Origin of the sequence: Pseudomonas sp. BJa5, from assembly GCF_030272875.2 — a bacterium.
In the GTDB taxonomy this organism is placed as follows: Bacteria; Pseudomonadota; Gammaproteobacteria; order Pseudomonadales; family Pseudomonadaceae; genus Aquipseudomonas.
Genome location: NZ_JALRNG020000036.1, coordinates 12,796 through 33,526, shown reverse-complemented (window position 1 = coordinate 33,526; position 20,731 = coordinate 12,796). Strand labels below are relative to the sequence as shown.

The window sequence follows — 20,731 nt, the reverse complement described above, 5'->3', positions numbered from 1 at the left end:
AAAGGTGACATGCATGTTGAGCCGTACCGCCTTCTCCACCTGCCAGCACGGAGGATTTGCGCCTTGCCTGCTGGCTGCAGGCGTCGCCCTGGGGACGCTCGTCAGCCCTTCGGCAGGCGCCGTGACTTTCGAGGTCAACGAGGACTGGTCGCTGACCACCAACACCACCCTGAGCCTGGGTTCGAACTGGGCCCTGCGCAATGCCGACCCGGACCTGGTGTACGCGCCGGATGCGCGCAGCATCGGCAAGCCCGGCAATGGCATCGACACCAACGGCGACGATGGGCGGTTGAACTTCAACAAGCACGATCCGATTTCCCAGGTGTTCAAGGGCCTGACCGAGTTCGACCTCAACGACGGCAGCCAGGGCGCGTTCATCCGCTTCAAGTACTGGTACGACCACGCCCTGGAAACCCGCGACGGCGACTTCAAGAAGTTCGACGACTCCGGCTGGCCGGACATGGCCAAGTTCCAGGGCTTCGAGACCCTCGATGCCTACCTGTGGAAGGATTTTCAACTGGCGGGCAAACCGCTCAACGTCAAGGTCGGCAAGCAGGTGTTGACCTGGGGTGAGGCGCTGTTCTTCCAGAACGGCATCAACGCCATCAACCCCCTCGACGTCTCGGCGTTCAACCGTCCCGGGGTCGAGCTCAAGGAAGGCCAGCTGCCGGTGGAGATGCTTTCGTTCAACTTCGGCCTGAGCGACACCCTGAGCCTTGAGGGCTTCTACCAGTTCAACTTCCGCGCCTCGGTGCTCGATGGTTGCGGCACCTTCTTCCAGGCCGCCGACTTCGCCCCGGAAGGCTGCGGCCCGATCATCGCCGGTGTCAGTGGCGACCGCACCACGGCCAACGCCCTGCGCAGCGGTACCTACATCCCGCGCGGGCAGACCGACTGGGCCAGCGACACCGGGCAGTACGGCCTGGCCGTGCGCAAGGTGCTCGAAGACCTCGACGATGCCGAGCTGGGTATCTATTACGCCAACTACCACAGCCGCTTTGCCTCGTTCAACGGCACGGCCACCACCCAGGCAGGCCTGGCCAACTTCAACACCGCGTCCTACAACTCGGTCTACCCCGAAGACATCCGCCTGTACGGCATCAGCCTCAGCGGCGTGGTCGGCGGCACGGCGGTGTTCGGCGAGCTGAGCTACCGGCCGAACCAGCCGCTGGGCTTCAACGGCAATGACACCGTGCAGTTCCTGCTGCGCAGCCCCAACACTCCCTTCACCGCTCCGGGCGTGGCCCCGGCCGCCGGGGCGCCGATCGAAGGCTACCAGCGCATGCCGGTGTACCAGTTCTCCCTGGGCGCCACCGACACCATCCCCAACGTGCTCGGCGCGCAGCGCTTCGCCTGGGCGGCGGAGGGCGCGGTGAACCACATCGCCGACCTTGGCGACCAGCGCTTCGGCCGCAGCGGCGCCTATGGCCGCAGCGAGCTGAGCACGGCGGCATTCGACCCGAGCAAGCCTGCGACCTTCTGCACCGCCCCGGGCACCGCCAACCTCGATGCCGGCCGGATCCTGGAACTCAACCAGGACAACTGCAACGACAACCGCGGCTTCTTCACCGACTGGTCGTGGGGCTACCGCCTGCGTGGCGCGCTGAGCTACGAGGGCCTGCTGCCTTCGACCGTGGTCACCCCGAGCATCAACTTCCGCCATGACGTGGATGGCTATGGCCCCAACTTCCAGGAAGGTCAGAAAGCTGTGGGCCTCTCTGTGCTGTTCGAATACCGCAACGATTACTCGTTGGAGTTTGCCTACAACGATTTCTTCGGCTCGAACGACTTCACCACCCTCGACGACCGTGACTTCGCGTCGGTCAACCTAAAGGTGAGCTTCTGATGAAAACGACCCTCAAGACCCTCCCCCTGTTGTTCGCACTGGTGGCCGCCGGCCTGCAGGCGCCGGCCTTCGCCAAGGGCGGCGACGCCGGCAAGCTCGACGGCGCGCTCAACCCCATGGGCGGTGAGCGCGCGGCCAACGCCGACGGCAGCATCCCGGCCTGGGACGGCGGCCTCAAGCCCGGCAGCCTGGCCGCCAGTGCCAACGGCAACTACAGCGACCCGTTCGCCGCCGAGAAACCGCTGATGGTAATCAGCGCCGCCAACGCCGAGCAGTACAAGGACCTGCTGACCCCGGGCCAGGCGGCGATGCTCAAGCGCTTCCCCACCTACACCCTGAACGTCTACCCGAGCCACCGCACCGCGCGCATGCCGGATGAGGTGAACAAGGCCACCCGCGCCAACGCCGGCGGCGTGACCCTGGCCGACGGCGGCTATGGCCTGAAGGGCTACAACGCCGGTGTGCCGTTCCCGATGCCGACCGAGCCGCTGGAAGTGATGTGGAACCACATGGCCCGTTATGTCGGGGCGTCGCTGCAGCGCGAAATGGCCTCGGCAACCGTGGAAGCCAACGGCTCCGCGAGCCTGATCACCTATGCCCAGTCGGTGCACTGGCGCGCCGCCTTCAGCGATCTGCAGGCGGATGAGAACGTGCTCTATTACAGCCTGATCCGCGCCCTGAGCCCGTCGCGGGTGGCGGGTGAAATCACCATGGTCCACGACCCGATCAACCAGGTGCTGTCGGCGCGAGATGCCTGGCAGTACATCCCCGGCCAGCGCCGGGTCCGTCGGGCACCGACCGTCGCCTACGACTCCAGCGCCCGCTACAGCTATGGCCAGCTGACCAGCGACGGCGTCGGTGGCTTCAACGGTGCGCCGGATCGCTACGACTGGAAACTGATCGGCAAGCAGGAGCGGCTGATCCCGTACAACAGCTACAAGCTGGCGAGCAAGTCGCTCAAGTACGCCGACATCCTCAAGCCCAACTACCTCGATGCCCAGTACGTGCGTTACGAGAAGCACCGCGTGTGGGTGGTCGAAGCCACCCTCAAGCCGGGCACCCGCCACATCTACGGCAAGCGTCGCTTCTACATCGACGAGGACAACTGGCAGGTGGCGAGCTCGGAAATGTACGACAGCCGTGGCGAGTTGTGGCGCATGTACGAGAACTACCCGATGCAGTTGCCGGATGTGGACGTGCCGTTCCCGGCCATGGACGCCACCTATGACCTGATCTCCGGTCGCTACACCACCAACTTCATGACCAACGAGTACCAGCAGAAGATGGTCTTCAACGAGACCACCACCAAGGACTACTACAGCCCGGCCGCACTGCGTCGCTACGGCAAGTAAGCCCGCGTTTATCGATGCTGCACCCCTTTACCGCTGCTTCGGCAGCGGATTTTTTTCGTGTCCCCGAATTTTCTGTTGGTCCGTCCGGGCCGGGATCTGCTTATGCTCGTGGTAAGCCGTCGTTCACCCTTCAACCTGCTGCCCGGCCTTGCCGGCAGCTTCATCCTGGCCGCCTTCGCGTTGTGGCTGGCCGCCGCGCCGATGCTGCACGGCACCGGCCTTGGCGCCCTGACGCTGGCCATGCTGTTCGGCCTGGTGCTGGGCAACCTGACCCCGGCGCGGGTCCATGACGGGCTGGCCAGCGGGGTGCAGCTGTGCAAGCAACCGCTGCTGCGCATCGGCGTCGCCCTGTATGGCTTTCGCCTCACCGTGCAGCAGGTGCAGGCGCTGGGCGTGCAGGCGTTCCTGCTCGATGTGCTGCTGATCCTGAGCACCCTGGCCCTGGCGGTGTGGCTGGGCGTGCGGGTGCTGCGCCTGGAACGCCAGACGGCGATCCTGATCGGTGCCGGTCACGCCATCTGCGGCGCTGCGGCGATCCTCGCCAGCGCTGGCGTGGTCAAGGCGCGCAACGACCAGATCGCCATTGCCGTGGCCTGCATCGTGCTGTTCGGCACCTTCGGCATGCTGGTGTATCCCTGGGTGTTCAGCCTGGCGCCGACCTTGCTGGGCGACAGCCACAGTTTCGGCGTGTTCACCGGCGCCACCCTGCATGAAGTCGCCCAGGTGGTCGCCGCTGGCCAGGCCATGGACCCGCAAGCGGCCGAGGCGGCCATTGTCGCAAAGCTCATCCGCGTGTTGCTGCTGGCGCCGGTGCTGGTCGGCATCGGCGTGTGGCTGGCGCGCAGTGGTGACAACCGCGAAGCCTCGGCGCGGGTGAAGGTGCCGGTGTTCGTGCTGGGCTTCGTGGTCTGCATGCTGATCAATTCCTGGTTGCCACTGCCGCACAACCTGCGCCAGTGGGTGGTGGGCGTGGATGACCTGCTGCTGGCGGCGGCGATGGGGGCGCTCGGTTTCAGCACCCGCCTGTGCGACCTGCGCAAGGCAGGGCTCAAGCCAGTGATCCTGGCCTTTGCGCTGACACTGCAGCTAATTGTCGTCGGTGGTCTGCTGACCCTGGTCTGAGGCTCGGTCATTCAGGCTGTCAGTCGTTCGACCAACGCCCGGCCGTGGCCGGGCAGGCTGGCGAAGTCCCGGGCGCACAGCAGTAACTGGCGTCGGGCCCAGGGTTCCTGCAGTGCTATTTTGTGCAAGGCCGGCGGACCCTGCCAGCGCCGGGCCGCCGCCAGTGGCACCACGCCCAGTCCGGCACCGTGGGCGACCATGCGCATGACCCCGTCAAAGCCCTCGGCTCGCACCCGCACCTGCATGCGCCTTCCCGAGTGCAGCGCCTGTTCTTCCAGGTGCAGGGCCAGGGCGCTGTCGGCTGACAGGCCGACGTAGCCATGTTCAAGGGTATCGGCAAAGCGCAGCTTGGTGCGTATGGCGAGAGGATGGTCCGTGGGCATGATCAGCACCAGGGGATCGTCGCGAAAGGGCAGGGTCTGCAGGTGTTCGCTGGTGACGGCGGTGGAGAGGATACCGATGTCCGCCGCGCCCTGGGTGATGGCCTGGACGATACGCAGGCTCGGTAGCTCCTGGATATCGAGGTCAATGGCCGGGTAGTCGGCGAGAAAGCCTGCCAGCAGTTCGGGCAGGTATTCGCTCAAGGCGGCGGTATTGCACAACAGGCGTACCTGGCCCTGCAGGCCCTGGGCGTACTGGGCCAGGTCGAACTGCAGGCGCTCGACCTGCTGGCCGATCAGCCGTGCATGCTGCAGCAGGGCCTGGCCGGCCGGAGTGGCCTGCACGCCGCGGCGATTGCGTTCGAGCAGGGGGATGCCCAGGGACGCTTCCATGGCGCGGATCCGTGCACTGGCAGCCGGCAGCGACAGGTGGCTGCGCTGGGCCCCGGCGGTGATGTTGCCGCACGCCAGGGTGTGCTGGAACAGTCGCAGGTCGATCAGATCAAAATGCATGAGCCTCTGTCCTGGCAAGAGTCTGGCTCAGTATATGGCAGATTTTCAGACCGTCCTGCCGCGCGCAGCATAGGGGCATGACGACCTTGTTCAGTTTTTATCAGGATATCGGGCCGGCGCTGTCTTTACTGGTAGTGCTGACCTTCTTGCTGGCGGGCGCGGTGAAGGGGGTGATCGGCCTCGGCCTGCCGACCGTTGCCATGGGCCTGCTTGGCCTGGCTATGTCGCCGGCACAGGCAGCGGCGTTGCTGATCGTGCCCTCGACCCTGACCAACCTCTGGCAACTGGCCGCTGGCGGCCATCTGTTCGCCTTGCTGCGACGCTTGTGGCCGCTGCTGGTGATGACCTTTCTTGGCACCTTGCTCGGCAGCAGCTGGCTGGGGATAGACAGCGGGCAGTGGGCCGCCCGTGCCCTGGGTGGGGCGCTGCTGGTGTATGCGCTGTATGGGTTGTGCGGCCCGGGGTTCAGGTTGGCGGCAGGCCAGGAGCTTTGGCTTGGGCCCTTGTGCGGCCTGGTCACCGGGGTGGTGACGGCCGCGACCGGGGTGTTCGTGATTCCGGCAGTGCCCTACCTGCAGAGCCTGGGCCTGGGCCGTGAGCAGATGGTCCAGGCCCTGGGCCTGTCGTTCACGGTCTCGACCCTGGCCCTGGCCCTGGGGCTGGCCGGGCAGGACGCACTGGGCGCCGAGGCGCTCGGCGCCTCACTGCTGGTGCTGGTGCCGGCCCTGCTGGGCATGTTCGCCGGCCAGTGGTTGCGTCAGCGCATCAGCGCCGTGCTGTTCAAGCGCTGTTTCTTCATCGGCCTGGGCCTGCTCGGCCTGCACCTGCTGCTCAACGGCTAGCCGAGGACGGGCTGAGCATGTCGATCAACTGGATATCGAAGTCGCGCTCCAGGTAGTCCATGCGCCGCTCGAAGAACGCCTGCATGTGCGGCAGGGCCGAATGCTCGTCCAGCGCCGCCTTGCTGGCCCAGATTTCGTAGAACACGAACAGGCTCGGGTCTTCCTTGTCGCGCAGCATGTGGTACTCGATGCAACCGGGCTCGGCGCGGCTCGGTTCGACGTAGGCGCGAAACAGTGCCTCGAAAGCCTCGGCTTGTTCCGGGCGGGTCTTGGCTTTGAGGATGAAGCCGTAGGGTTCGCTCATGGGATCGGTCTCCGGTGGGGATGGCGGTGATTTTATTTCAATAATGTCTGTTCAATTCGTGCCTTTTAGTCAAAAGCCTTTTGCCCGGGCGCTGGTTTTTCCCGCCCCTTGCAACCCTTAACCTTGCCGCCATTCCCATTCCCCCGGTCCCTCGGCGCCAGGCGCCACCCAGGATCGAACGACAGATGAGGCAAGTGATGAAGAAGATCCTGTTGCTCAACGGCGGCAAAAAATTCGCCCACTCCGACGGCCGCCTGAACGAGACCCTGCACGAAGCTGCCCTGGCGTTCCTCGACCGCGCCGGTTTCGACCTCAAGACCACCTTCATCGATGGCGGCTACGACAACGCCGAAGAAGTGGAGAAATTCCTCTGGGCCGACGTGGTCATCTACCAGATGCCCGGCTGGTGGATGGGCGCGCCCTGGACGGTCAAGCAGTACCTGGACGAAGTCTTCACCGCCGGCCACGGCAGCCTCTACGCCAACGATGGCCGGACCCGTTCCGACGCGTCGCAGAAGTACGGCAGCGGCGGCCTGATCCAGGGCAAGCAGTACATGCTCTCGCTGACCTGGAACGCCCCGCAGCAGGCCTTTGACGACCCCAGCGACTTCTTCGAAGGCAAGGGTGTGGATGCGGTGTACTTCCCGTTCCACAAGGCCAACCAGTTCCTCGGCATGAGCGGCTTGCCGACCTACCTGGCGGTGGATGTGATGAAGCGTCCGAACGTCGAGGCCGCCGTGGCCGCCTACGAGCAGCACCTGGCCCGGGTTTTCCAGGTCCAGGCTTGATGAAACCTTGCACTGGCCGCGCCAAGCGGCTATCTATCACGGCTATCACTCACCCGGGGGACAGCCGTGAAAGCCAGGTCCGATGAATTGCAGGTGTTCGTCTCGGTGATCGAGTGTGGCTCGATTTCCGCTGCCGCCGAGCAGGGCGGGCAGACGCCTTCGGCGATCAGCCGGACCCTGTCGCGCCTGGAAGCCAAGCTGGGCACCACCTTGCTCAACCGCACCACCCGGCGCATGGACCTGACCGAGGAAGGGCGGTTTTTCTTCGAGCGGGCCAAGTCGATCCTGCAGCAGATGGATGACCTGGAAGAGCACCTGTCGCTGCATCACCAGACGCCCTCCGGGCGCTTGCGCATCAACGCCGCCTCACCCTTCATGCTGCATGCCATCGTGCCCTGGGTGGGCGAGTTTCGCGCGCTGTACCCGCAGATCCAGCTGGAACTCAACACCAACGACCTGATCATCGACCTGATCGAGCAGAGCACCGATGTCGCCATCCGCATCGGCGAGCTGGCCGACTCCAGCCTGCACGCCCGCTCCCTGGGTTGCAGCCCGCTGAATATCCTGGCCAGCCCCGCGTACCTGGCGCGTCACGGCACGCCCGAACGGGTCGAGGACCTGCACGGGCATTCGCTGCTCGGCTTCACCCAGACCGAAACCCTCAACCACTGGCCACTGCGCCATGCCGAGGGCGACCGTTTGCTGATCCGCCCGAGCCTGGCGGCGTCCAGCGGCGACACCTTGCGCGAGCTGGCCCTGGCCGGCGAGGGCATCGTCTGCCTGTCGCATTTCATGACCCATGACGATATCCGCGCCGGACGCCTGCAGGTGGTGCTGCCCGAACACAACAACGGCTACCGCCAGCCGATCAATGCGGTGTACTACCGCAACTCGCAACTGGCCCTGCGTATCCAGTGCTTCCTTGATTTCATCCAGCAGAAGCTGGCGGCCTACGCCTGCTGAGTGCTCCGGCGGCGACAGGACCTGCCTGTCAGCGGCGATTTTTCCTACGGTGTTTGATAACTAGTCGGACTTAAGCCTTAATGGCTGTTCAACGAAAACAACACCAAGGAAGCTCTCATGCGCGTTGTGATGTTCCGAACCCTGGCCCTGAGTGCCGCGATAGCCGCCAGTTCATCGGCCTACGCCGTAACCCTGGACGGTGGCGCGGTCGCCGCACCCGATCAATATGGTGCACAGGTGGCCGCCGAAATCCTCAAGAAGGGCGGTAACGCGGTGGATGCCGCCGTCGCCACGGCCTTCACCCTGGCGGTGACCTACCCCGAAGCCGGCAACATCGGCGGCGGCGGCTTCATGACCCTGTACATGGACGGCAAACCCTACTTCCTCGACTACCGCGAAATCGCGCCCAAGGCCGCCAGTCGCAACATGTACCTGGACGAGAAGGGCGAGATCATCGAGAACCTGAGCCTGGTCGGCGCCCGCGCCGCCGGCGTGCCGGGGACGGTGATGGGCTTGTGGGAGGCGCATCAGAAATTCGGCAAGCTGCCCTGGGCCGAGCTGATCACCCCGGCGGTGGGCTACGCGAAAAACGGCTTCAAGATCGCCGCCAAACAGTACCAGTACCGCGAAGACGCCCTGGGCCTGTTCAAGGACAGCACCAACTTCAACGACTATTTCGGCAGCATGAAAGTCGGCGAGACCTTCAAGCAGCCGGAGCTGGCGCAGACCCTGGAGCGCATCGCCGACAAGGGCGTGAGCGAGTTCTACCAGGGCAAGACCGCCGACCTGCTGGTGGCCCAGATGCAGGCCGACAAGGGCCTGATCAGCAAGGACGACCTCAAGGACTACAAGGCGGTGTGGCGCGAGCCGATGGGCATCGAGTGGCGCGGCAATATGGTCTACACCGCTCCGCTGCCAAGCTCCGGCGGCGTGGCCCTGGCCCAGTTGCTGGGCATCAAGGAAAACCGCGCGGCCGACTTCAAGGGCGTCGAGCTGAACTCGGCGCGCTACATCCACCTGCTGGCGGAAATCGAGAAGCGGGTGTTCGCCGACCGTGCCGACTACCTCGGCGACCCGGCGTTTTCCAAGGTGCCGGTGGACAAGCTGATCGCCAAGGACTACATCGCCAAGCGCGCCCAGGAGGTCAACCCGACCGCCATCTCCGCAACCGAGAAGGTGCGCCCGGGCCTGGAGCCGCACCAGACCACCCACTTCTCCATCGTCGACAAGCAGGGTAACGCGGTCAGCAACACCTACACCCTGAACTGGGACTACGGCAGCGGCGTGGTGGTCAAGGGCGCGGGCTTTTTGCTCAACGACGAGATGGACGACTTCAGTTCCAAGCCGGGCGTGGCCAACGCCTTCGGTGTAGTGGGCGGCGATGCCAACGCCATCGAGCCGGGCAAGCGCATGCTGTCGTCCATGGCCCCGACCCTGGTCACCCGTGACGGCCAGGTCACCCTGGTGCTGGGTACGCCGGGTGGTTCGCGGATCTTCACCTCGATCTTCCAGGTGCTGAACAACCTGTACGACTACAACCTGCCGCTGGAAAAAGCCGTGGCCGCGCAGCGTGTGCATCACCAGTTGCTGCCCAAGGACACCATCTACTTCGACGCCTATGCGCCGCTGACCGGCAAGGTCGCGGATGAGCTGAAGAAGATGGGTTACACCCTGGAGGACCAGGGCTGGGAGATGGGTGACATCCAGGCGATCCGGGTCAATGGCGCGGCGCTGGAAACGGCTTCCGATCCGCGTGGGCGCGGGGTGGGGCAGGTCGTCAAGTAAGGTTTCAACCTGATCGCGGGGCAAGCCCGCTCCCACGGGGCCGGATTGCACCATGGACCAGTGGGAGCGGGCTTGCCCCGCGATGCGTTTAAACGCGGAAGTGGCTGACCATAGTCTGCAACTGGTTGCCCAACCGCGCCAGTTCCACACTGGAGGCCGCCGTCTCGTCGCTGGCCGCCGCCGTCTGTTCCGACACATCGCGCACATTGATGATGCTGCGGCTGATCTGCTCGGCCACCGCGCTCTGCTGTTCGGCCGCCGCGGCGATCTGTTGGTTCATCGACTGGATATTCGACACCGTGCGGGTGATGCTCTCCAGCGAGGCACCGGCCTTGCGGGTCAGCTCGACGCTGCTGTCGGTCAGGTTGCGGCTGCCAAGCATCACATTGGCCACTTGCTGGGTACCGCTCTGCAGGCCGGCTACCAGTTCCTCGATCTCTTCGGTGGACTTCTGGGTGCGCTGGGCCAGGCCGCGCACCTCGTCGGCGACCACGGCAAAACCACGTCCGGCCTCACCGGCACGGGCCGCTTCGATCGCGGCATTCAGGGCCAGCAGGTTGGTCTGCTCGGCGACCGACTTGATCACGTCCATGACACTGCCGATCTTCTGGCTTTCCTTCTGTAGCTCGCCCATGGCCTCGGTGGAGCGGTGCACTTCTTCGGCCAGGCGTTCGATCTGGCTGATCGCCTCGGCTACTACCTGATCACCGGCACGGGCCTGGGTGTCGGCATCGGTGGCGGCCGCAGAGGCGTGCTCGGCATTGCGCGCGACTTCCTGCACGGTGGCGGCCATTTCGTGCATGGCGGTGGCGACCTGGTCGGTCTCGACTTTCTGGCTGTTGACCCCGGCGCTGGTTTCCTCGGTCACCGCCGACAGTTCCTCGGCGGCGCTGGCGATCTGGGTGACGCCATCGCGGATGCCGCTGATCAGGTCGCGCAGGGTCGAGCCCATGCGCTGGATGCCTTGCTGCAGCACGCCCAGTTCATCGCGGCGGGTGACGCGCAGGTCGTGGGTCAGGTCGCCGGCGGCGATCTTCTCCACCACCGCCAGGGTCTCGCGCAGCGGACGGGTGATCTGCCGGGTGATGATCACCGCGGCCAGCACGCCGACCAGCAGCGCCAGCAGGGTGGCGGTCAGTTGCAGGGTACGGGCCTGGACACTTTCGCTGTCGCGACGTTCGAGCTGGATGGTGTACAGCGTGTCACTGATCTTGACGATGCTGGCTCCCTGTACGGTCATCTCTTGGCGGGCGACGGCGATGTCGGCGGTGGCATCGCGGAACTGGCGCACGGCATCGCGGTAGGCCAGCACGGCGCTTTCGAACTGCTGGATGCGCGCCGCTTCGCCCGGCATCTGGCGATTGAGGCTGGCGATTTCGGCCAGGGCGGCATCGAGCTGGCGCAGCGCCAGTTGTTCGGATTCGCTGCTGATATCGGCGATGTAGCTGCGCACCGCCAGGCGCACCAGCAACAGTTGCTCCTTGGCCTGGGTGACGCTGCGGAACTGCTCCAGGCGGCTGGCGCTGCCTTCGGGCAGGGCGAGGATGTCGCGGTTGATCGCCTCGATCAGTTCGATGGCGCGCGCGGCGGCCAGGTTCATCCCGTCGCGGGCGGCGAGGCTGGCCTTGTAGCCGCTGCGCATCTTGTTGATCGACACCTGGTAGGCGTCGATGACCTGGCCCAGTTCCTGGAGCAACTTGACGTTTTCCGGGCTCTTGAAGCTCTTGAGCAGCTTCTGCTGCTGTTCGCTGAAGGCGTTGAGCTTGACCTGCACGGTGCCGGCGGTGGCATCGTCGCCGTTGGTCAGCATGTACTGCAGGCGGGTAATGCGCAGGTTGGTCAGGTCACTGTTGAGCTGGGTGATGTCGCTCATCCAGTTACTGCGATCGATCAGGCCACTCATGCTGTTCCAGCCGGTGAGGGCCAGCAGGCCGGTGAGCAGCAGCACCAGGCCGAAGCCCAGGCCGAGTTTCAGGTTGACGCTGATGTTGGCAAACCAGCTGTTCATGCAATCCTCCAGGAACGTAGTGCGTCGTTATCCATATCGCTGGAAGATTGTTGTTCTTGATGGCCAGCCGATGTACGTGAGCACGGGTTATCGGCGGCCCGGCCCGTAGCTGAAACGCTTTTTCAGCAAAAAATGATCAGCGGTCGTAACCGGGTTTTTCCACGGCAGGCCACCAGGGCTGCCGTGGGCGGGCAGGAGGGATTACAAGGCGCGGGCGGTGAATGTGTCGCACTGGTTGATGTCGCCCTTGGCAAAGCCGGTCTTGAACCAGCGCACACGCTGCTGCGAGGTGCCGTGGGTGAAGGAGTCGGGCACTACCCGGCCCTGGCCTTGCTGTTGCAATCGGTCATCGCCGATGGCGTTGGCGGCGTTCAGGGCTTCTTCGATGTCGCCCGGTTCCAGCCAGTTCAGGCGTTGTTGCGCCTGGTAGGCCCAGACCCCGGCCAGGCAGTCGGCCTGCAATTCCTGGCGCACCAGCAGGCCGTTGTCGCCCTCCATGCGTTCGCCGCGCTGGCGTGCGGCCTGGACCTTGGCCGAGACGCCGAGCAGGGTCTGTACGTGGTGGCCGACTTCGTGGGCGATGACATAGGCCTGGGCGAAGTCGCCGGCGGCGGCGAAACGTTGCTCCATTTCGCGGAAGAAGGTCATGTCCAGGTAGACCTTCTGGTCGGCCGGGCAATAGAAGGGGCCCACCGCCGAGGAGGCAAAGCCGCAAGCCGAATTGATCTGGCCGCTGAACAGGGTCAGGGTCGGATCTTTGTACTGGCGCCCGCCCTGGGCGAAGATCGCCCGCCAGGTGTCCTCGGTGTCGCCCAGGATCGAGGCGACGAATTCGGCCTGTTCATCGTTGACCGGTGGCGCCTTGCCGGTGCCGGTGCCGGTGCTGACCGGCGCGCTTTGCTGGCCCATCTGCCCGGCCAGCTGGCCGAGGATCTGCAACGGGTCCTGGCCGGTGATCCAGCCGATGCCGACGATCAACAGGATCGCACCGATGCTCAGGCCCTTGCCGCCGCCGAAGCGCATGCCGCCACCGCCCTCGCCACGGGCATCGACCACATTGTCGCTACGCCTGCCTTTTCGCCATTGCATGAGCGCTCTCCCAAGCCTGGAAACGTGAGCTAAAAGATTAGTTCAGCCAGGGACGCTCTGTCAGATTACTGAAGCCTGGATAACCGTTTGGTTATGTATTGGTGGTTTCTTTTCAATATTCACCGGGGCCTGCATACCCGAAACTGCAAGCACACCTGCCACGACCAGGTTCACCCATAATTCCAAGACAGGAGAACGGCATGTCTGCACAAGACACCAGTCGCTTCGCTATCCGTGATCGCAACTGGCACCCCAAGGCCTTTACCCCGGATTACAAAACCTCCATCGCCCGTTCCCCGCGCCAGGCGCTGGTGAGCATTCCGCAGTCGATCAGCGAAAGCACCGGCCCGGATTTTTCCCATTTGAAGTTCGGCGCCAACGACCACGACCTGCTGCTCAACTTCAACAACGGCGGGCTGCCCATCGGTGAGCGGATCATCGTTGCCGGCCGCGTCTGCGACCAGTACGGCAAGCCGATCCCGCACACCCTGGTGGAAATCTGGCAGGCCAATGCCGGTGGTCGCTACCGGCACAAGAACGACCGCTACCTGGCACCGCTGGACCCCAACTTCGGCGGCGTGGGCCGGGCCCTGACCGACAGCGAAGGCTTCTACAGCTTCCGCACCATCAAGCCGGGCCCATACCCATGGCGCAATGGCCCGAACGACTGGCGTCCGGCGCATATCCATGTGTCGATCAGCGGTCCGTCGATTGCCACGCGCCTGATCACCCAGCTGTATTTCGAAGGCGACCCGCTGATTCCGATGTGCCCGATCGTCAAGTCGATTGCCAACCCCGAGGCGATCCAGAGCCTGATCGCCCGCCTGGACATGAGCAACGCCAACCCCATGGACTGCCTGGCCTATCGCTTCGACATCGTGCTGCGCGGCCAGCGCAAGACCCACTTCGAAAACCGCTGAGGAGGTGACCATGCCTATTCAACTGCTGCCGGAAACCCCTTCGCAGACCGCCGGCCCCTACGTGCATATCGGCCTGGCCCTGGAGGCCGCCGGCAACCCGACCCGCGACCAGGAAATCTGGAACCGCCTGGCCCGCCAAGATGCGCCGGGCGAGCACATCCTGGTGTTCGGCAACGTCTATGACGGCAACGGCCACCTGGTGCGCGATTCGTTCCTGGAGTTCTGGCAGGCCGACCACGAGGGCCAGTACCAGAGCGACTTCGACCTGGAGCGGCCGTTCAACAGCTTCGGCCGCACGGCCACCACCTTCGACAGCGGTGAGTGGACCCTGCACACGGTCAAGCCGGGTGTGGTGCGCAACGCCGCGGGTGTGCCGATGGCGCCGCACATCAATGTCAGCCTGTTTGCCCGTGGCATCAATATCCACCTGCAGACCCGCCTGTATTTCGATGACGAGGCCCAGGCAAATGCCCAGTGCCCGGTGCTCAACCTGATCGAGCAGCCGCAGCGGCGCGAGACCCTGGTGGCGACCCGGTGCGAGGTGGACGGCAAGCTGGCCTATCGCTTTGACATCCGTATCCAGGGTGAAGGCGAGACAGTGTTCTTCGACTTCTGATCGTAGTGTGGCCATCGCGGGGCAAGCCCGCTCCTACAGGTCTGTGGGAGCGGGCTTGCCCCGCGATCATTCGTAATCCGTCACCCCGGCAATATGCCGCCCGGCGATGTAGCCAAAGGTCGCCGCCGGCCCCAGATTGATCCCACCCGCCGGGTAATACCCGCCCATGATGCTGGCCATGTCGGTGCCTGCCGCATACAGCCCGGCAATGGGCTGGCGCTGGCTGTCGAGCACCTGCGCATGCTCGTTGGTGCGCAGCCCGGCGAAGGTGCCAAAGCACCCCGGCTCGACTTTCACTGCATAGAACGGTCCCTGCTCGATCGGTGCCACACAGGGGTTGGGCCCGTGCAGGGCGTCGCCCTGTTTGCGGTTGTACGGCGTTGAGCCGCGTCCGAACAGCGGGTCTTCGCCGTTGCGGGCGTGCCGGTTGTATTCGCTGAGCGTTGCGCTCAACCCTTGCGGGTCGATGCCGCAGGCCTGGGCCAGGGCTTCGATAGTGGCGCCGGTCTTCAAGTAGCCGGATTTGACGAACGGCTGCAGCGGCAGCGGGAACGGACGGGACATGCCCAGGCCGTAGCGACGCTGGAAGGCGTGGCTGCAGATCAACCACGACTCGACCTTGTTGCCCGGCGCCTGGGCCACCATGGCGCTGACATAGTCGAAGTATCCGTTGGCTTCATTGACGAAGCGCTTGCCGTTGGCCAGCACGCCGATGATGCCGGGCTTGCCGCGCTCGATGATGTGCGGGAAATGGCCCACGCTGCCGTCACGGTGCGGCACCCGCGAGACAGGCGCCCAGGCCACCGGGCTGTGCAGGTCGTCGGCCACCTGGCCGCCGACGCTCTCGCCCAGGCGCAGGCCATCACCGTTGACCCCCAGCGGCGGCAGGGCCAGGTGTTCATGGCCGGTGGGCGTACGCGGGAACAGCGCCTTGCGCCGTTCGATGTCGTTGGCAAAACCGCCCGCCGCCAGGACCACGGCCTTGTGCGCACGGATGCTCACCGGGCCGCGGGCGGTGTCGATGACGGCGCCACACACACGCCCTTGTTCTTCGATCAGCGACCTGGCCGGTGCCGATTCCCACAACAGCACGCCCAGATCCTCGGCCGATTTGGCCAGGCGCGCCACCAGAGCCACGCCATTGACCAGTTGCATGGCCCGGCCATGAATGGCCAGGTCCAGCAGGTGGCGGCTGAAGCGCTTGCCCACATGCAGCAGCGAGCGCCAGGAGCGGGTCAGGGTGAGGAAGGCGGTGAGGTCGCTGCCGGCCATGATCGGCATGCCCATGAACGAGGTTTCGCGCAGGGTCTTGCGCAGGCGCTTGAGCAGCTTGCCGGCTTGGCGACCGTCGTAGGGCGCGGCGATCACCGAGCGTCCACCGGTGCCGGCACCCGGGGTGTCGCCATGGATGTCGGCAATGCCATTGCCATCGGCGAACTGCAGCGCGGTGTGCCGTTCGAAGAACGACACCATGCGCGGCGCCGCCTGCAGAAAGGCATCGATCATCGGCGCGTCGAAGCGCTCGCCCAGTTCATGCTCCAGGTAGGTGCGTGGCGCCGAGCGTTCTTCGATGATCCCGGCCCGTTGCGCCAGGGGATTGCAGGGCACCCACATCCAGCCGCCGGACCAGGCCGTGGCGCCGCCGAACAGCGCATCCTTTTCCACGACGATGACCTTTTGCCCGTGCCAGGCGGCGGTCACTGCCGCGGACAGGCCGGCAGCGCCGGAACCGATGACCAGGACATCGCAGTCCAGGGGGGAGGGCGTAGGGGTATCGGCAGCCATGGGCGCAGTCTCCTCGAACGATGGGTTTTGTTATATTCTGGAACCAGATTCCATATTCTATGATTCGAGGCGCATCCGGGCCAAGCGGCCAGGCGACAAAGTGGGCGAAGATCGGACAGTGATTTGCGCTTTGCCCGTGGCTCTTTAGAATCGGCAAAATTTTCAGGGACCGTGACCATGGCCGGCAGTCAGATAGAACGTGCGTTCAACCTCGTTGAACGCCTTACCAGCGAGCCCCGGGGCGTTGCCCTGCAGACCCTGGCCGAAGAGCTGCAGATTCCCAAGAGCGCGACCCATCGCATGCTCGCCGAGCTGATGCGCCTGGGCTACGTGCGGCAAAACCCGGAAAGCAGCCGCTACCACTTGAGCACCCGGCTGGTGGCCATGGGTTTTCGCTACCTGGCCAGCAGTGGTGCCGACATTGTCCAGCCGATCCTCGACCAGTTGGCCCAGCAGACCGGCGAGCTGGTGCGCCTGGGGGTGATCGAAGGCGATCGCCAGACCTGGATCGCCAAGGCCCAGGGCGCCCGCTCGGGGCTGCGCTACGACCCCGACATGGGCCGCGATGCGCCGCTGTTCTACACCGCCTCCGGGCATGCCTGGCTGTCGAGCCTGAGCGATGCCCAGGCCCTGGTGCTGGTGGAGCGCCAGGGTATCGCCCGGCGCGAAGACTTCGGCCCCAACGCCCCGGCCTCCAATGCCGAACTGCTCGAACGCCTGCGTCTGGCCCGCGAGCACGGCTATGCCTGGGTGGTGGAAAGCTCGGCGGTGGGTACTTCGGCACTGGCGGCGGTGGTTCGTCATCCGCTGGACGGGCATGCGGTCGGCGTGCTCAGCGTGGCCGGACCCAGTGCGCGGATGAGCGAGGCGCGCATGCACGAGCTGGCGCCGGTGCTGCTGGCGGCAGCGGCGGAGCTGTCGGCGGCGAGCCCGGCTTCTGAACTGTTCTCCTGATTGAATCTGTAGGAGCGGGCTTGCCCCGCGATTCGATGTGACTGACACAGCGCAATCGCGGGGCAAGCCCGCTCCTACAGGGAGGGGTATTTTTTAGCTTGCGTTGAAATTGGAACTAGGTTCTAAATAATAAAAAACAAGCTGAGATCATCCCCATGAGTCAACCCGTCTTGTCCCTGGCCGCCCTGACCGTCCTCGAGCTCTCTCCCGAAGAGATGGTCGAAGTCGCCGCCCGCGCCGGCTACAGCCATGTCGGCCTGCGCCTGGAGCCGGCCACGCCCGAGGAGCATCACTTCCCTCTGGTGAGCGATGCCGACCTGCGCCGGCGTACCGCCGCGCGCCTGCGCGACACCGGGATCCGGGTGCTGGATGTGGAGATCCTGCGCCTGAAGGCCGAAACCCGTGTCGCCGACTTCGAGGCGCTGCTGGCCGTGGGCGCCGAATTCGGCGCAAGTGAATTGCTGGTGGCCGGCAATGACCCCGACGAGCAGCGCCTGACCGAGAACTTCACCGCCCTGTGCGACCTGGCCGGGCAGTACGGCCTGCATCCGCACCTGGAATTCATGCCCTGGACCGACGCCAGGAACCTCACCCAGGCCCTGCGCATCGTCGAGGCCGCCGGGCGCGACAACGGCTGCGTGCTGGTCGATGCCTTCCACTTCGACCGTTCGGCCTCGTCGCTGGAGGAACTGCGCCAGGTCGCGCCTTCGCGCCTGCGGTATGCTCAGTTGTGCGATGTGGCCGGGCCGCGGCCCGACGACATGGCCGAGATCTTGCGTCAGGCCCGTAACGAGCGGCGTTTTCCCGGTGACGGCGATTGCGACCTGGCAGGATTGCTGAGCAGCCTGCCGGCGTCGATCCCCTTGAGCCTGGAAATCCCCACGCGACACCTGTATGAACAGGGCGTCAGCGCCCTGCAGCGGGCCCGGATGGCCCTTGATAAGACCCGTCAGCTGCTCCTGCAGCACTAACTCGCGAGCCGATTGCATGCCCCGTCCCACAGCGCTTACCCAATCCAGCCAGCCACTGCGGGGCATTCTGCTGGTGGTGCTGGCGACCTTCCTATTCGCCAGCCACGATGCCCTGTCCAAGTACCTGGCCGGGTTCTATCCGATTCTCTGGGTGGTCTGGGCCCGTTACCTGGTGCATACCCTGCTGATGATGGCGATCTTCCTGCCGCAGTCGGGCTTGCGCGTGCTGCGTACCCGCCGGCCCGGCCTGCAGGCGTTGCGTGCGTTGTGCCTGCTGGGCACCAGCCTGCTGTTCACCACGGCCTTGCAGTACATTCCATTGGCCGAAGCCACGGCGGTCAACTTCCTCGCGCCCTTGCTGGTGACGGCGCTGTCGCTGCCGCTATTGGGCGAGAAGGTGACCCGTGGCCAGTGGGTGGCGGTGCTGGTGAGTTTCGTCGGGGTGACGGTGATCATCCATCCCGGCGGTGCGCTGTTCAAACCGGCGGTGTTGCTGCCCTTCGGTTCGGCGCTGTGCTTCTGCTTCTACCAGTTGCTGACCCGCAAGCTCAGTGGCACCGACAGCCCGACCACCAGCAACTTTTTCACCGGCCTGCTCAACACCTTGGTGATGAGCGCCATCGTGCCGATGTTCTGGCAGACCCCGACGCTGGTGCACGGCCTGATGGCGGTGGCGCTGGGCACCTGCGGGATGACCGCGCACCTGTTCCTGACCCAGGCGTTCCGCCATGCCCCGCCGGCCATGCTGGCGCCGTTCAGTTACTGCCAGATCGTGTTTGCCGGGATACTCGGCCTGGTGCTGTTCGGACACAGCCCGGACATGGCCGGGCTGGTCGGTATTGCACTGATCTGCCTCAGCGGGCTGGGCGCTGCCTGGTTGCAGCGCAAGCCCTAGGCTTTGACTTCAGGTACCTTGCGCGGGGCCATCAGGTACATCCACACCAGGGCAATGAAGTACATGGCCGGGATCAGGGTGAACAGCAAGGCGTAGTTGTTATTGGTGGTGGTCAGGATGTAGCCGACCAGCTGGGTCATGAACATCCCGCCAATGGCCGCGCACATGCCGCCGAAGCCGAACACCGTGCTCATCATGTGCTTGGGCGTGTAGTCCATCACCAGGCTCCAGATATTGGCAGTCCAGGCCTGGTGCGCGGCGATCGCCAGGGAGATGGCCAGTACCGCGACCCACAGGCTGCTGGCGCCGGCGGCGAAGATCACGCTGATGATGGTCGAGGCGAACAGCAGCATCGACAACAGGCGCGCCTTGACCGGGGCCATGCCGCGGCCGATCAGGAACGACGAGAGTATGCCGCCCCCGACGCTGCCGAAGTCGGCACAGACGTAGATGACGATCAGCGGAATGCCCATCTGGGTGACGCTGATGCCCAGGCTGTATTGCTGGTTGAGGAACGGTGGCAGCCAGTACAGGTAGAACCAGAACACCGGCGCGGTGATCGAATAGGCCAGGGCGAAGGCCCAGGTCCCGCGCATGCGCAGGATTCGCGAGAACGGCACGCGGGCCTGTTCCGGTTCCACTTCACTCTGTACGTAGGCCAGTTCTTCCTTGCTCACCGTCGGATGGTTCTCGGGGTTGAAGTACTTCAGGCCCCAGAACACCACCCACACCAGGCCCAGCATCGCCATGCCGAGGAACGCGGCCTGCCAGCCCCAGATCGTCAGCACCAGTGGCAGCAGCATAGGGGTGAACATGGCGCCGACGTTGGTGCCGGCATTGAAGATACCGGTGGCCACCGCGCGCTCGCCGGCCGGGAACCACAGGCGGGTGGTCTTGACGCAGGCCGGGTAGTTGGCTGCTTCGGTCAGGCCGAGGATGAAGCGGCAGACCATGAAGCCCACCGCCGAGGTGGCCAGGCCATGAGCGCCGGTGGCCAGGCTCCAGAGCAGCACGGCGCAGAAGAACACGCGCTTGACGCCGATGCGGTCGATCAACCGGCCCTGGAGGACGAAGCCGATGGCGTAGCCGACCTGGAACCAGAAGTTGATGTTGGCGTAATCCATCGCCGTCCAGCTCATTTCCTTGGCCAGGATCGGCTGCATGACGCCCAGGGCGGCGCGGTCGATGTAGTTCAGGGTGGTGGCGAAGAACACCAGGGCCAGCATGACCCAGCGGGTCTTGCCGACAGCCATGGCGCCACGGATCTTGTCGCCGATGCCGGCATGCGGGGTGCTGGCCTGCGGCTGGGCCATGCGGGTGCTGTGCGAATGGATCATGGGAGGAGTACCCGTTTTTATGTTTATGGGTCGAGCCTTGGGTCACGCAACGCTCAGGACGCCGGGGTGTCGGCTGTCGTGTGAATGGCAGGGGTCGAATGGCTTTTGGCCGTTCGAGCAACACTGCCCGGTGTCGAAATGGTGCGCCTGTGGTCAAAAAAGGGTCAATTCGTTGAGCGCTATTATGGGCGATAATCGAACACAAAACTAACCAGTTAGTACCTTTTCAATTGAGCAAATTTTGTTCGCCGCCAATAATCA

At 64.9% G+C, this 20,731-nt stretch carries 18 protein-coding genes; 12 read left to right on the top strand and 6 right to left on the bottom strand.

From position 1 onward, the window contains the following. The first annotated feature begins 13 nt into the window (after positions 1-13). The 3 genes from M2D63_RS19660 to M2D63_RS19650 all read left to right on the top strand — a co-directional run bounded on the left by M2D63_RS19660 (position 14) and on the right by M2D63_RS19650 (position 4,320). Complete coding sequence (locus M2D63_RS19660) at positions 14-1,846, top strand: DUF1302 domain-containing protein (protein ID WP_285864664.1); 1,833 nt, start codon at positions 14-16, stop codon at positions 1,844-1,846. Further along, positions 1,846-3,198 carry a DUF1329 domain-containing protein gene (locus M2D63_RS19655; RefSeq protein ID WP_285864663.1) on the top strand — a complete coding sequence of 451 codons (1,353 nt, stop codon included), beginning with the start codon at positions 1,846-1,848 and terminating at the stop codon, positions 3,196-3,198. The genes M2D63_RS19660 and M2D63_RS19655 overlap by 1 nt, the downstream gene beginning before the upstream one ends. 102 nt (positions 3,199-3,300) lie before the next feature. Further along, on the top strand, positions 3,301-4,320 hold the full coding sequence (locus M2D63_RS19650; protein ID WP_285864662.1) for a YeiH family protein: 1,020 nt from the start codon (positions 3,301-3,303) through the stop codon (positions 4,318-4,320). An 11-nt stretch (positions 4,321-4,331) separates the two neighbouring features. Here the strand turns inward: M2D63_RS19650 and M2D63_RS19645 are convergent, their stop codons facing one another. Continuing rightward, positions 4,332-5,213 (bottom strand): LysR substrate-binding domain-containing protein, encoded by an 882-nt coding sequence (locus M2D63_RS19645; RefSeq protein ID WP_285864661.1) that lies wholly within the window; start codon positions 5,211-5,213, stop codon positions 4,332-4,334. Between the two features lie 77 nt (positions 5,214-5,290). Between M2D63_RS19645 and M2D63_RS19640 the strand changes: the two genes are divergently transcribed. After that, positions 5,291-6,055 (top strand): sulfite exporter TauE/SafE family protein, encoded by a 765-nt coding sequence (locus M2D63_RS19640; RefSeq protein WP_285864660.1) that lies wholly within the window; start codon positions 5,291-5,293, stop codon positions 6,053-6,055. On the opposite strand, the gene M2D63_RS19635 is transcribed toward M2D63_RS19640, so the two are convergent. Beyond that, positions 6,045-6,359 (bottom strand): putative quinol monooxygenase, encoded by a 315-nt coding sequence (locus M2D63_RS19635; RefSeq protein WP_285864659.1) that lies wholly within the window; start codon positions 6,357-6,359, stop codon positions 6,045-6,047. The genes M2D63_RS19640 and M2D63_RS19635 overlap by 11 nt on opposite strands. Positions 6,360-6,556: 197 nt before the next feature. Here M2D63_RS19635 and M2D63_RS19630 point away from each other — a divergent pair, with 197 nt between their 5' ends. The 3 genes from M2D63_RS19630 to ggt all read left to right on the top strand — a co-directional run bounded on the left by M2D63_RS19630 (position 6,557) and on the right by ggt (position 9,895). Then, positions 6,557-7,147 carry an NAD(P)H-dependent oxidoreductase gene (locus tag M2D63_RS19630; protein ID WP_285864658.1) on the top strand — a complete coding sequence of 197 codons (591 nt, stop codon included), beginning with the start codon at positions 6,557-6,559 and terminating at the stop codon, positions 7,145-7,147. A gap of 66 nt (positions 7,148-7,213) precedes the next feature. Continuing rightward, positions 7,214-8,110, top strand: a complete 897-nt coding sequence (locus M2D63_RS19625) for a LysR family transcriptional regulator (protein ID WP_285864657.1) — start codon at positions 7,214-7,216, stop codon at positions 8,108-8,110. Between the two features lie 117 nt (positions 8,111-8,227). Next, positions 8,228-9,895 carry a gamma-glutamyltransferase gene (ggt, locus tag M2D63_RS19620; protein ID WP_285864656.1) on the top strand — a complete coding sequence of 556 codons (1,668 nt, stop codon included), beginning with the start codon at positions 8,228-8,230 and terminating at the stop codon, positions 9,893-9,895. 88 nt (positions 9,896-9,983) lie between these two features. On the opposite strand, the gene M2D63_RS19615 is transcribed toward ggt, so the two are convergent. Both M2D63_RS19615 and M2D63_RS19610 read right to left on the bottom strand, forming a co-directional pair. Then, on the bottom strand, positions 9,984-11,903 hold the full coding sequence (locus M2D63_RS19615; protein WP_285864655.1) for a methyl-accepting chemotaxis protein: 1,920 nt from the start codon (positions 11,901-11,903) through the stop codon (positions 9,984-9,986). Between the two features lie 201 nt (positions 11,904-12,104). Next, positions 12,105-12,992 carry a neutral zinc metallopeptidase gene (locus M2D63_RS19610; RefSeq protein ID WP_285864654.1) on the bottom strand — a complete coding sequence of 296 codons (888 nt, stop codon included), beginning with the start codon at positions 12,990-12,992 and terminating at the stop codon, positions 12,105-12,107. Positions 12,993-13,192: 200 nt separating this feature from the next. On the opposite strand from M2D63_RS19610, the gene pcaH reads away from it, so the two are divergent. Both pcaH and pcaG read left to right on the top strand, forming a co-directional pair. Then, the gene (gene pcaH / locus M2D63_RS19605; RefSeq protein WP_285864653.1) at positions 13,193-13,912 is read left to right on the top strand and encodes a protocatechuate 3,4-dioxygenase subunit beta; all 720 of its coding nucleotides are present in this window, start codon (positions 13,193-13,195) and stop codon (positions 13,910-13,912) included. A 10-nt stretch (positions 13,913-13,922) separates the two neighbouring features. Beyond that, positions 13,923-14,528, top strand: a complete 606-nt coding sequence (pcaG, locus tag M2D63_RS19600; RefSeq protein ID WP_285864652.1) for a protocatechuate 3,4-dioxygenase subunit alpha — start codon at positions 13,923-13,925, stop codon at positions 14,526-14,528. A gap of 66 nt (positions 14,529-14,594) precedes the next feature. Here the strand turns inward: pcaG and M2D63_RS19595 are convergent, their stop codons facing one another. Then, positions 14,595-16,313: an FAD-dependent oxidoreductase gene (locus M2D63_RS19595; protein ID WP_285864651.1), complete on the bottom strand. Its 1,719-nt coding sequence runs from the start codon at positions 16,311-16,313 to the stop codon at positions 14,595-14,597. A gap of 177 nt (positions 16,314-16,490) precedes the next feature. Between M2D63_RS19595 and M2D63_RS19590 the strand changes: the two genes are divergently transcribed. The 3 genes from M2D63_RS19590 to M2D63_RS19580 all read left to right on the top strand — a co-directional run bounded on the left by M2D63_RS19590 (position 16,491) and on the right by M2D63_RS19580 (position 19,133). Then, complete coding sequence (locus M2D63_RS19590; protein WP_285864650.1) at positions 16,491-17,267, top strand: IclR family transcriptional regulator; 777 nt, start codon at positions 16,491-16,493, stop codon at positions 17,265-17,267. A 155-nt stretch (positions 17,268-17,422) separates the two neighbouring features. After that, a complete protein-coding gene (locus tag M2D63_RS19585) occupies positions 17,423-18,238 on the top strand; it encodes a sugar phosphate isomerase/epimerase (RefSeq protein WP_285864649.1) in 816 nt (271 codons plus the stop codon). Between the two features lie 16 nt (positions 18,239-18,254). Beyond that, positions 18,255-19,133 (top strand): DMT family transporter, encoded by an 879-nt coding sequence (locus M2D63_RS19580; RefSeq protein ID WP_285864648.1) that lies wholly within the window; start codon positions 18,255-18,257, stop codon positions 19,131-19,133. On the opposite strand, the gene M2D63_RS19575 is transcribed toward M2D63_RS19580, so the two are convergent. Further along, positions 19,130-20,470, bottom strand: coding sequence for an MFS transporter (locus tag M2D63_RS19575; RefSeq protein ID WP_285864647.1), 1,341 nt, complete (start codon positions 20,468-20,470; stop codon positions 19,130-19,132). The genes M2D63_RS19580 and M2D63_RS19575 overlap by 4 nt on opposite strands. Between the last annotated feature and the right edge of the window lie 261 nt (positions 20,471-20,731).

Coding starts and splice junctions, on each gene's coding strand:
- M2D63_RS19660 (WP_285864664.1), top strand. CDS start 14: ATGTTGAGCCGTACCGCCTTCTCCACCTGCCAGCACGGAGGATTTGCG.
- M2D63_RS19655 (WP_285864663.1), top strand. CDS start 1,846: ATGAAAACGACCCTCAAGACCCTCCCCCTGTTGTTCGCACTGGTGGCC.
- M2D63_RS19650 (WP_285864662.1), top strand. CDS start 3,301: ATGCTCGTGGTAAGCCGTCGTTCACCCTTCAACCTGCTGCCCGGCCTT.
- M2D63_RS19645 (WP_285864661.1), bottom strand. CDS start 5,213: ATGCATTTTGATCTGATCGACCTGCGACTGTTCCAGCACACCCTGGCG.
- M2D63_RS19640 (WP_285864660.1), top strand. CDS start 5,291: ATGACGACCTTGTTCAGTTTTTATCAGGATATCGGGCCGGCGCTGTCT.
- M2D63_RS19635 (WP_285864659.1), bottom strand. CDS start 6,359: ATGAGCGAACCCTACGGCTTCATCCTCAAAGCCAAGACCCGCCCGGAA.
- M2D63_RS19630 (WP_285864658.1), top strand. CDS start 6,557: ATGAAGAAGATCCTGTTGCTCAACGGCGGCAAAAAATTCGCCCACTCC.
- ggt (WP_285864656.1), top strand. CDS start 8,228: ATGCGCGTTGTGATGTTCCGAACCCTGGCCCTGAGTGCCGCGATAGCC.
- M2D63_RS19615 (WP_285864655.1), bottom strand. CDS start 11,903: ATGAACAGCTGGTTTGCCAACATCAGCGTCAACCTGAAACTCGGCCTG.
- M2D63_RS19610 (WP_285864654.1), bottom strand. CDS start 12,992: ATGCAATGGCGAAAAGGCAGGCGTAGCGACAATGTGGTCGATGCCCGT.
- pcaH (WP_285864653.1), top strand. CDS start 13,193: ATGTCTGCACAAGACACCAGTCGCTTCGCTATCCGTGATCGCAACTGG.
- pcaG (WP_285864652.1), top strand. CDS start 13,923: ATGCCTATTCAACTGCTGCCGGAAACCCCTTCGCAGACCGCCGGCCCC.
- M2D63_RS19595 (WP_285864651.1), bottom strand. CDS start 16,313: ATGGCTGCCGATACCCCTACGCCCTCCCCCCTGGACTGCGATGTCCTG.
- M2D63_RS19590 (WP_285864650.1), top strand. CDS start 16,491: ATGGCCGGCAGTCAGATAGAACGTGCGTTCAACCTCGTTGAACGCCTT.
- M2D63_RS19585 (WP_285864649.1), top strand. CDS start 17,423: ATGAGTCAACCCGTCTTGTCCCTGGCCGCCCTGACCGTCCTCGAGCTC.
- M2D63_RS19580 (WP_285864648.1), top strand. CDS start 18,255: ATGCCCCGTCCCACAGCGCTTACCCAATCCAGCCAGCCACTGCGGGGC.
- M2D63_RS19575 (WP_285864647.1), bottom strand. CDS start 20,470: ATGATCCATTCGCACAGCACCCGCATGGCCCAGCCGCAGGCCAGCACC.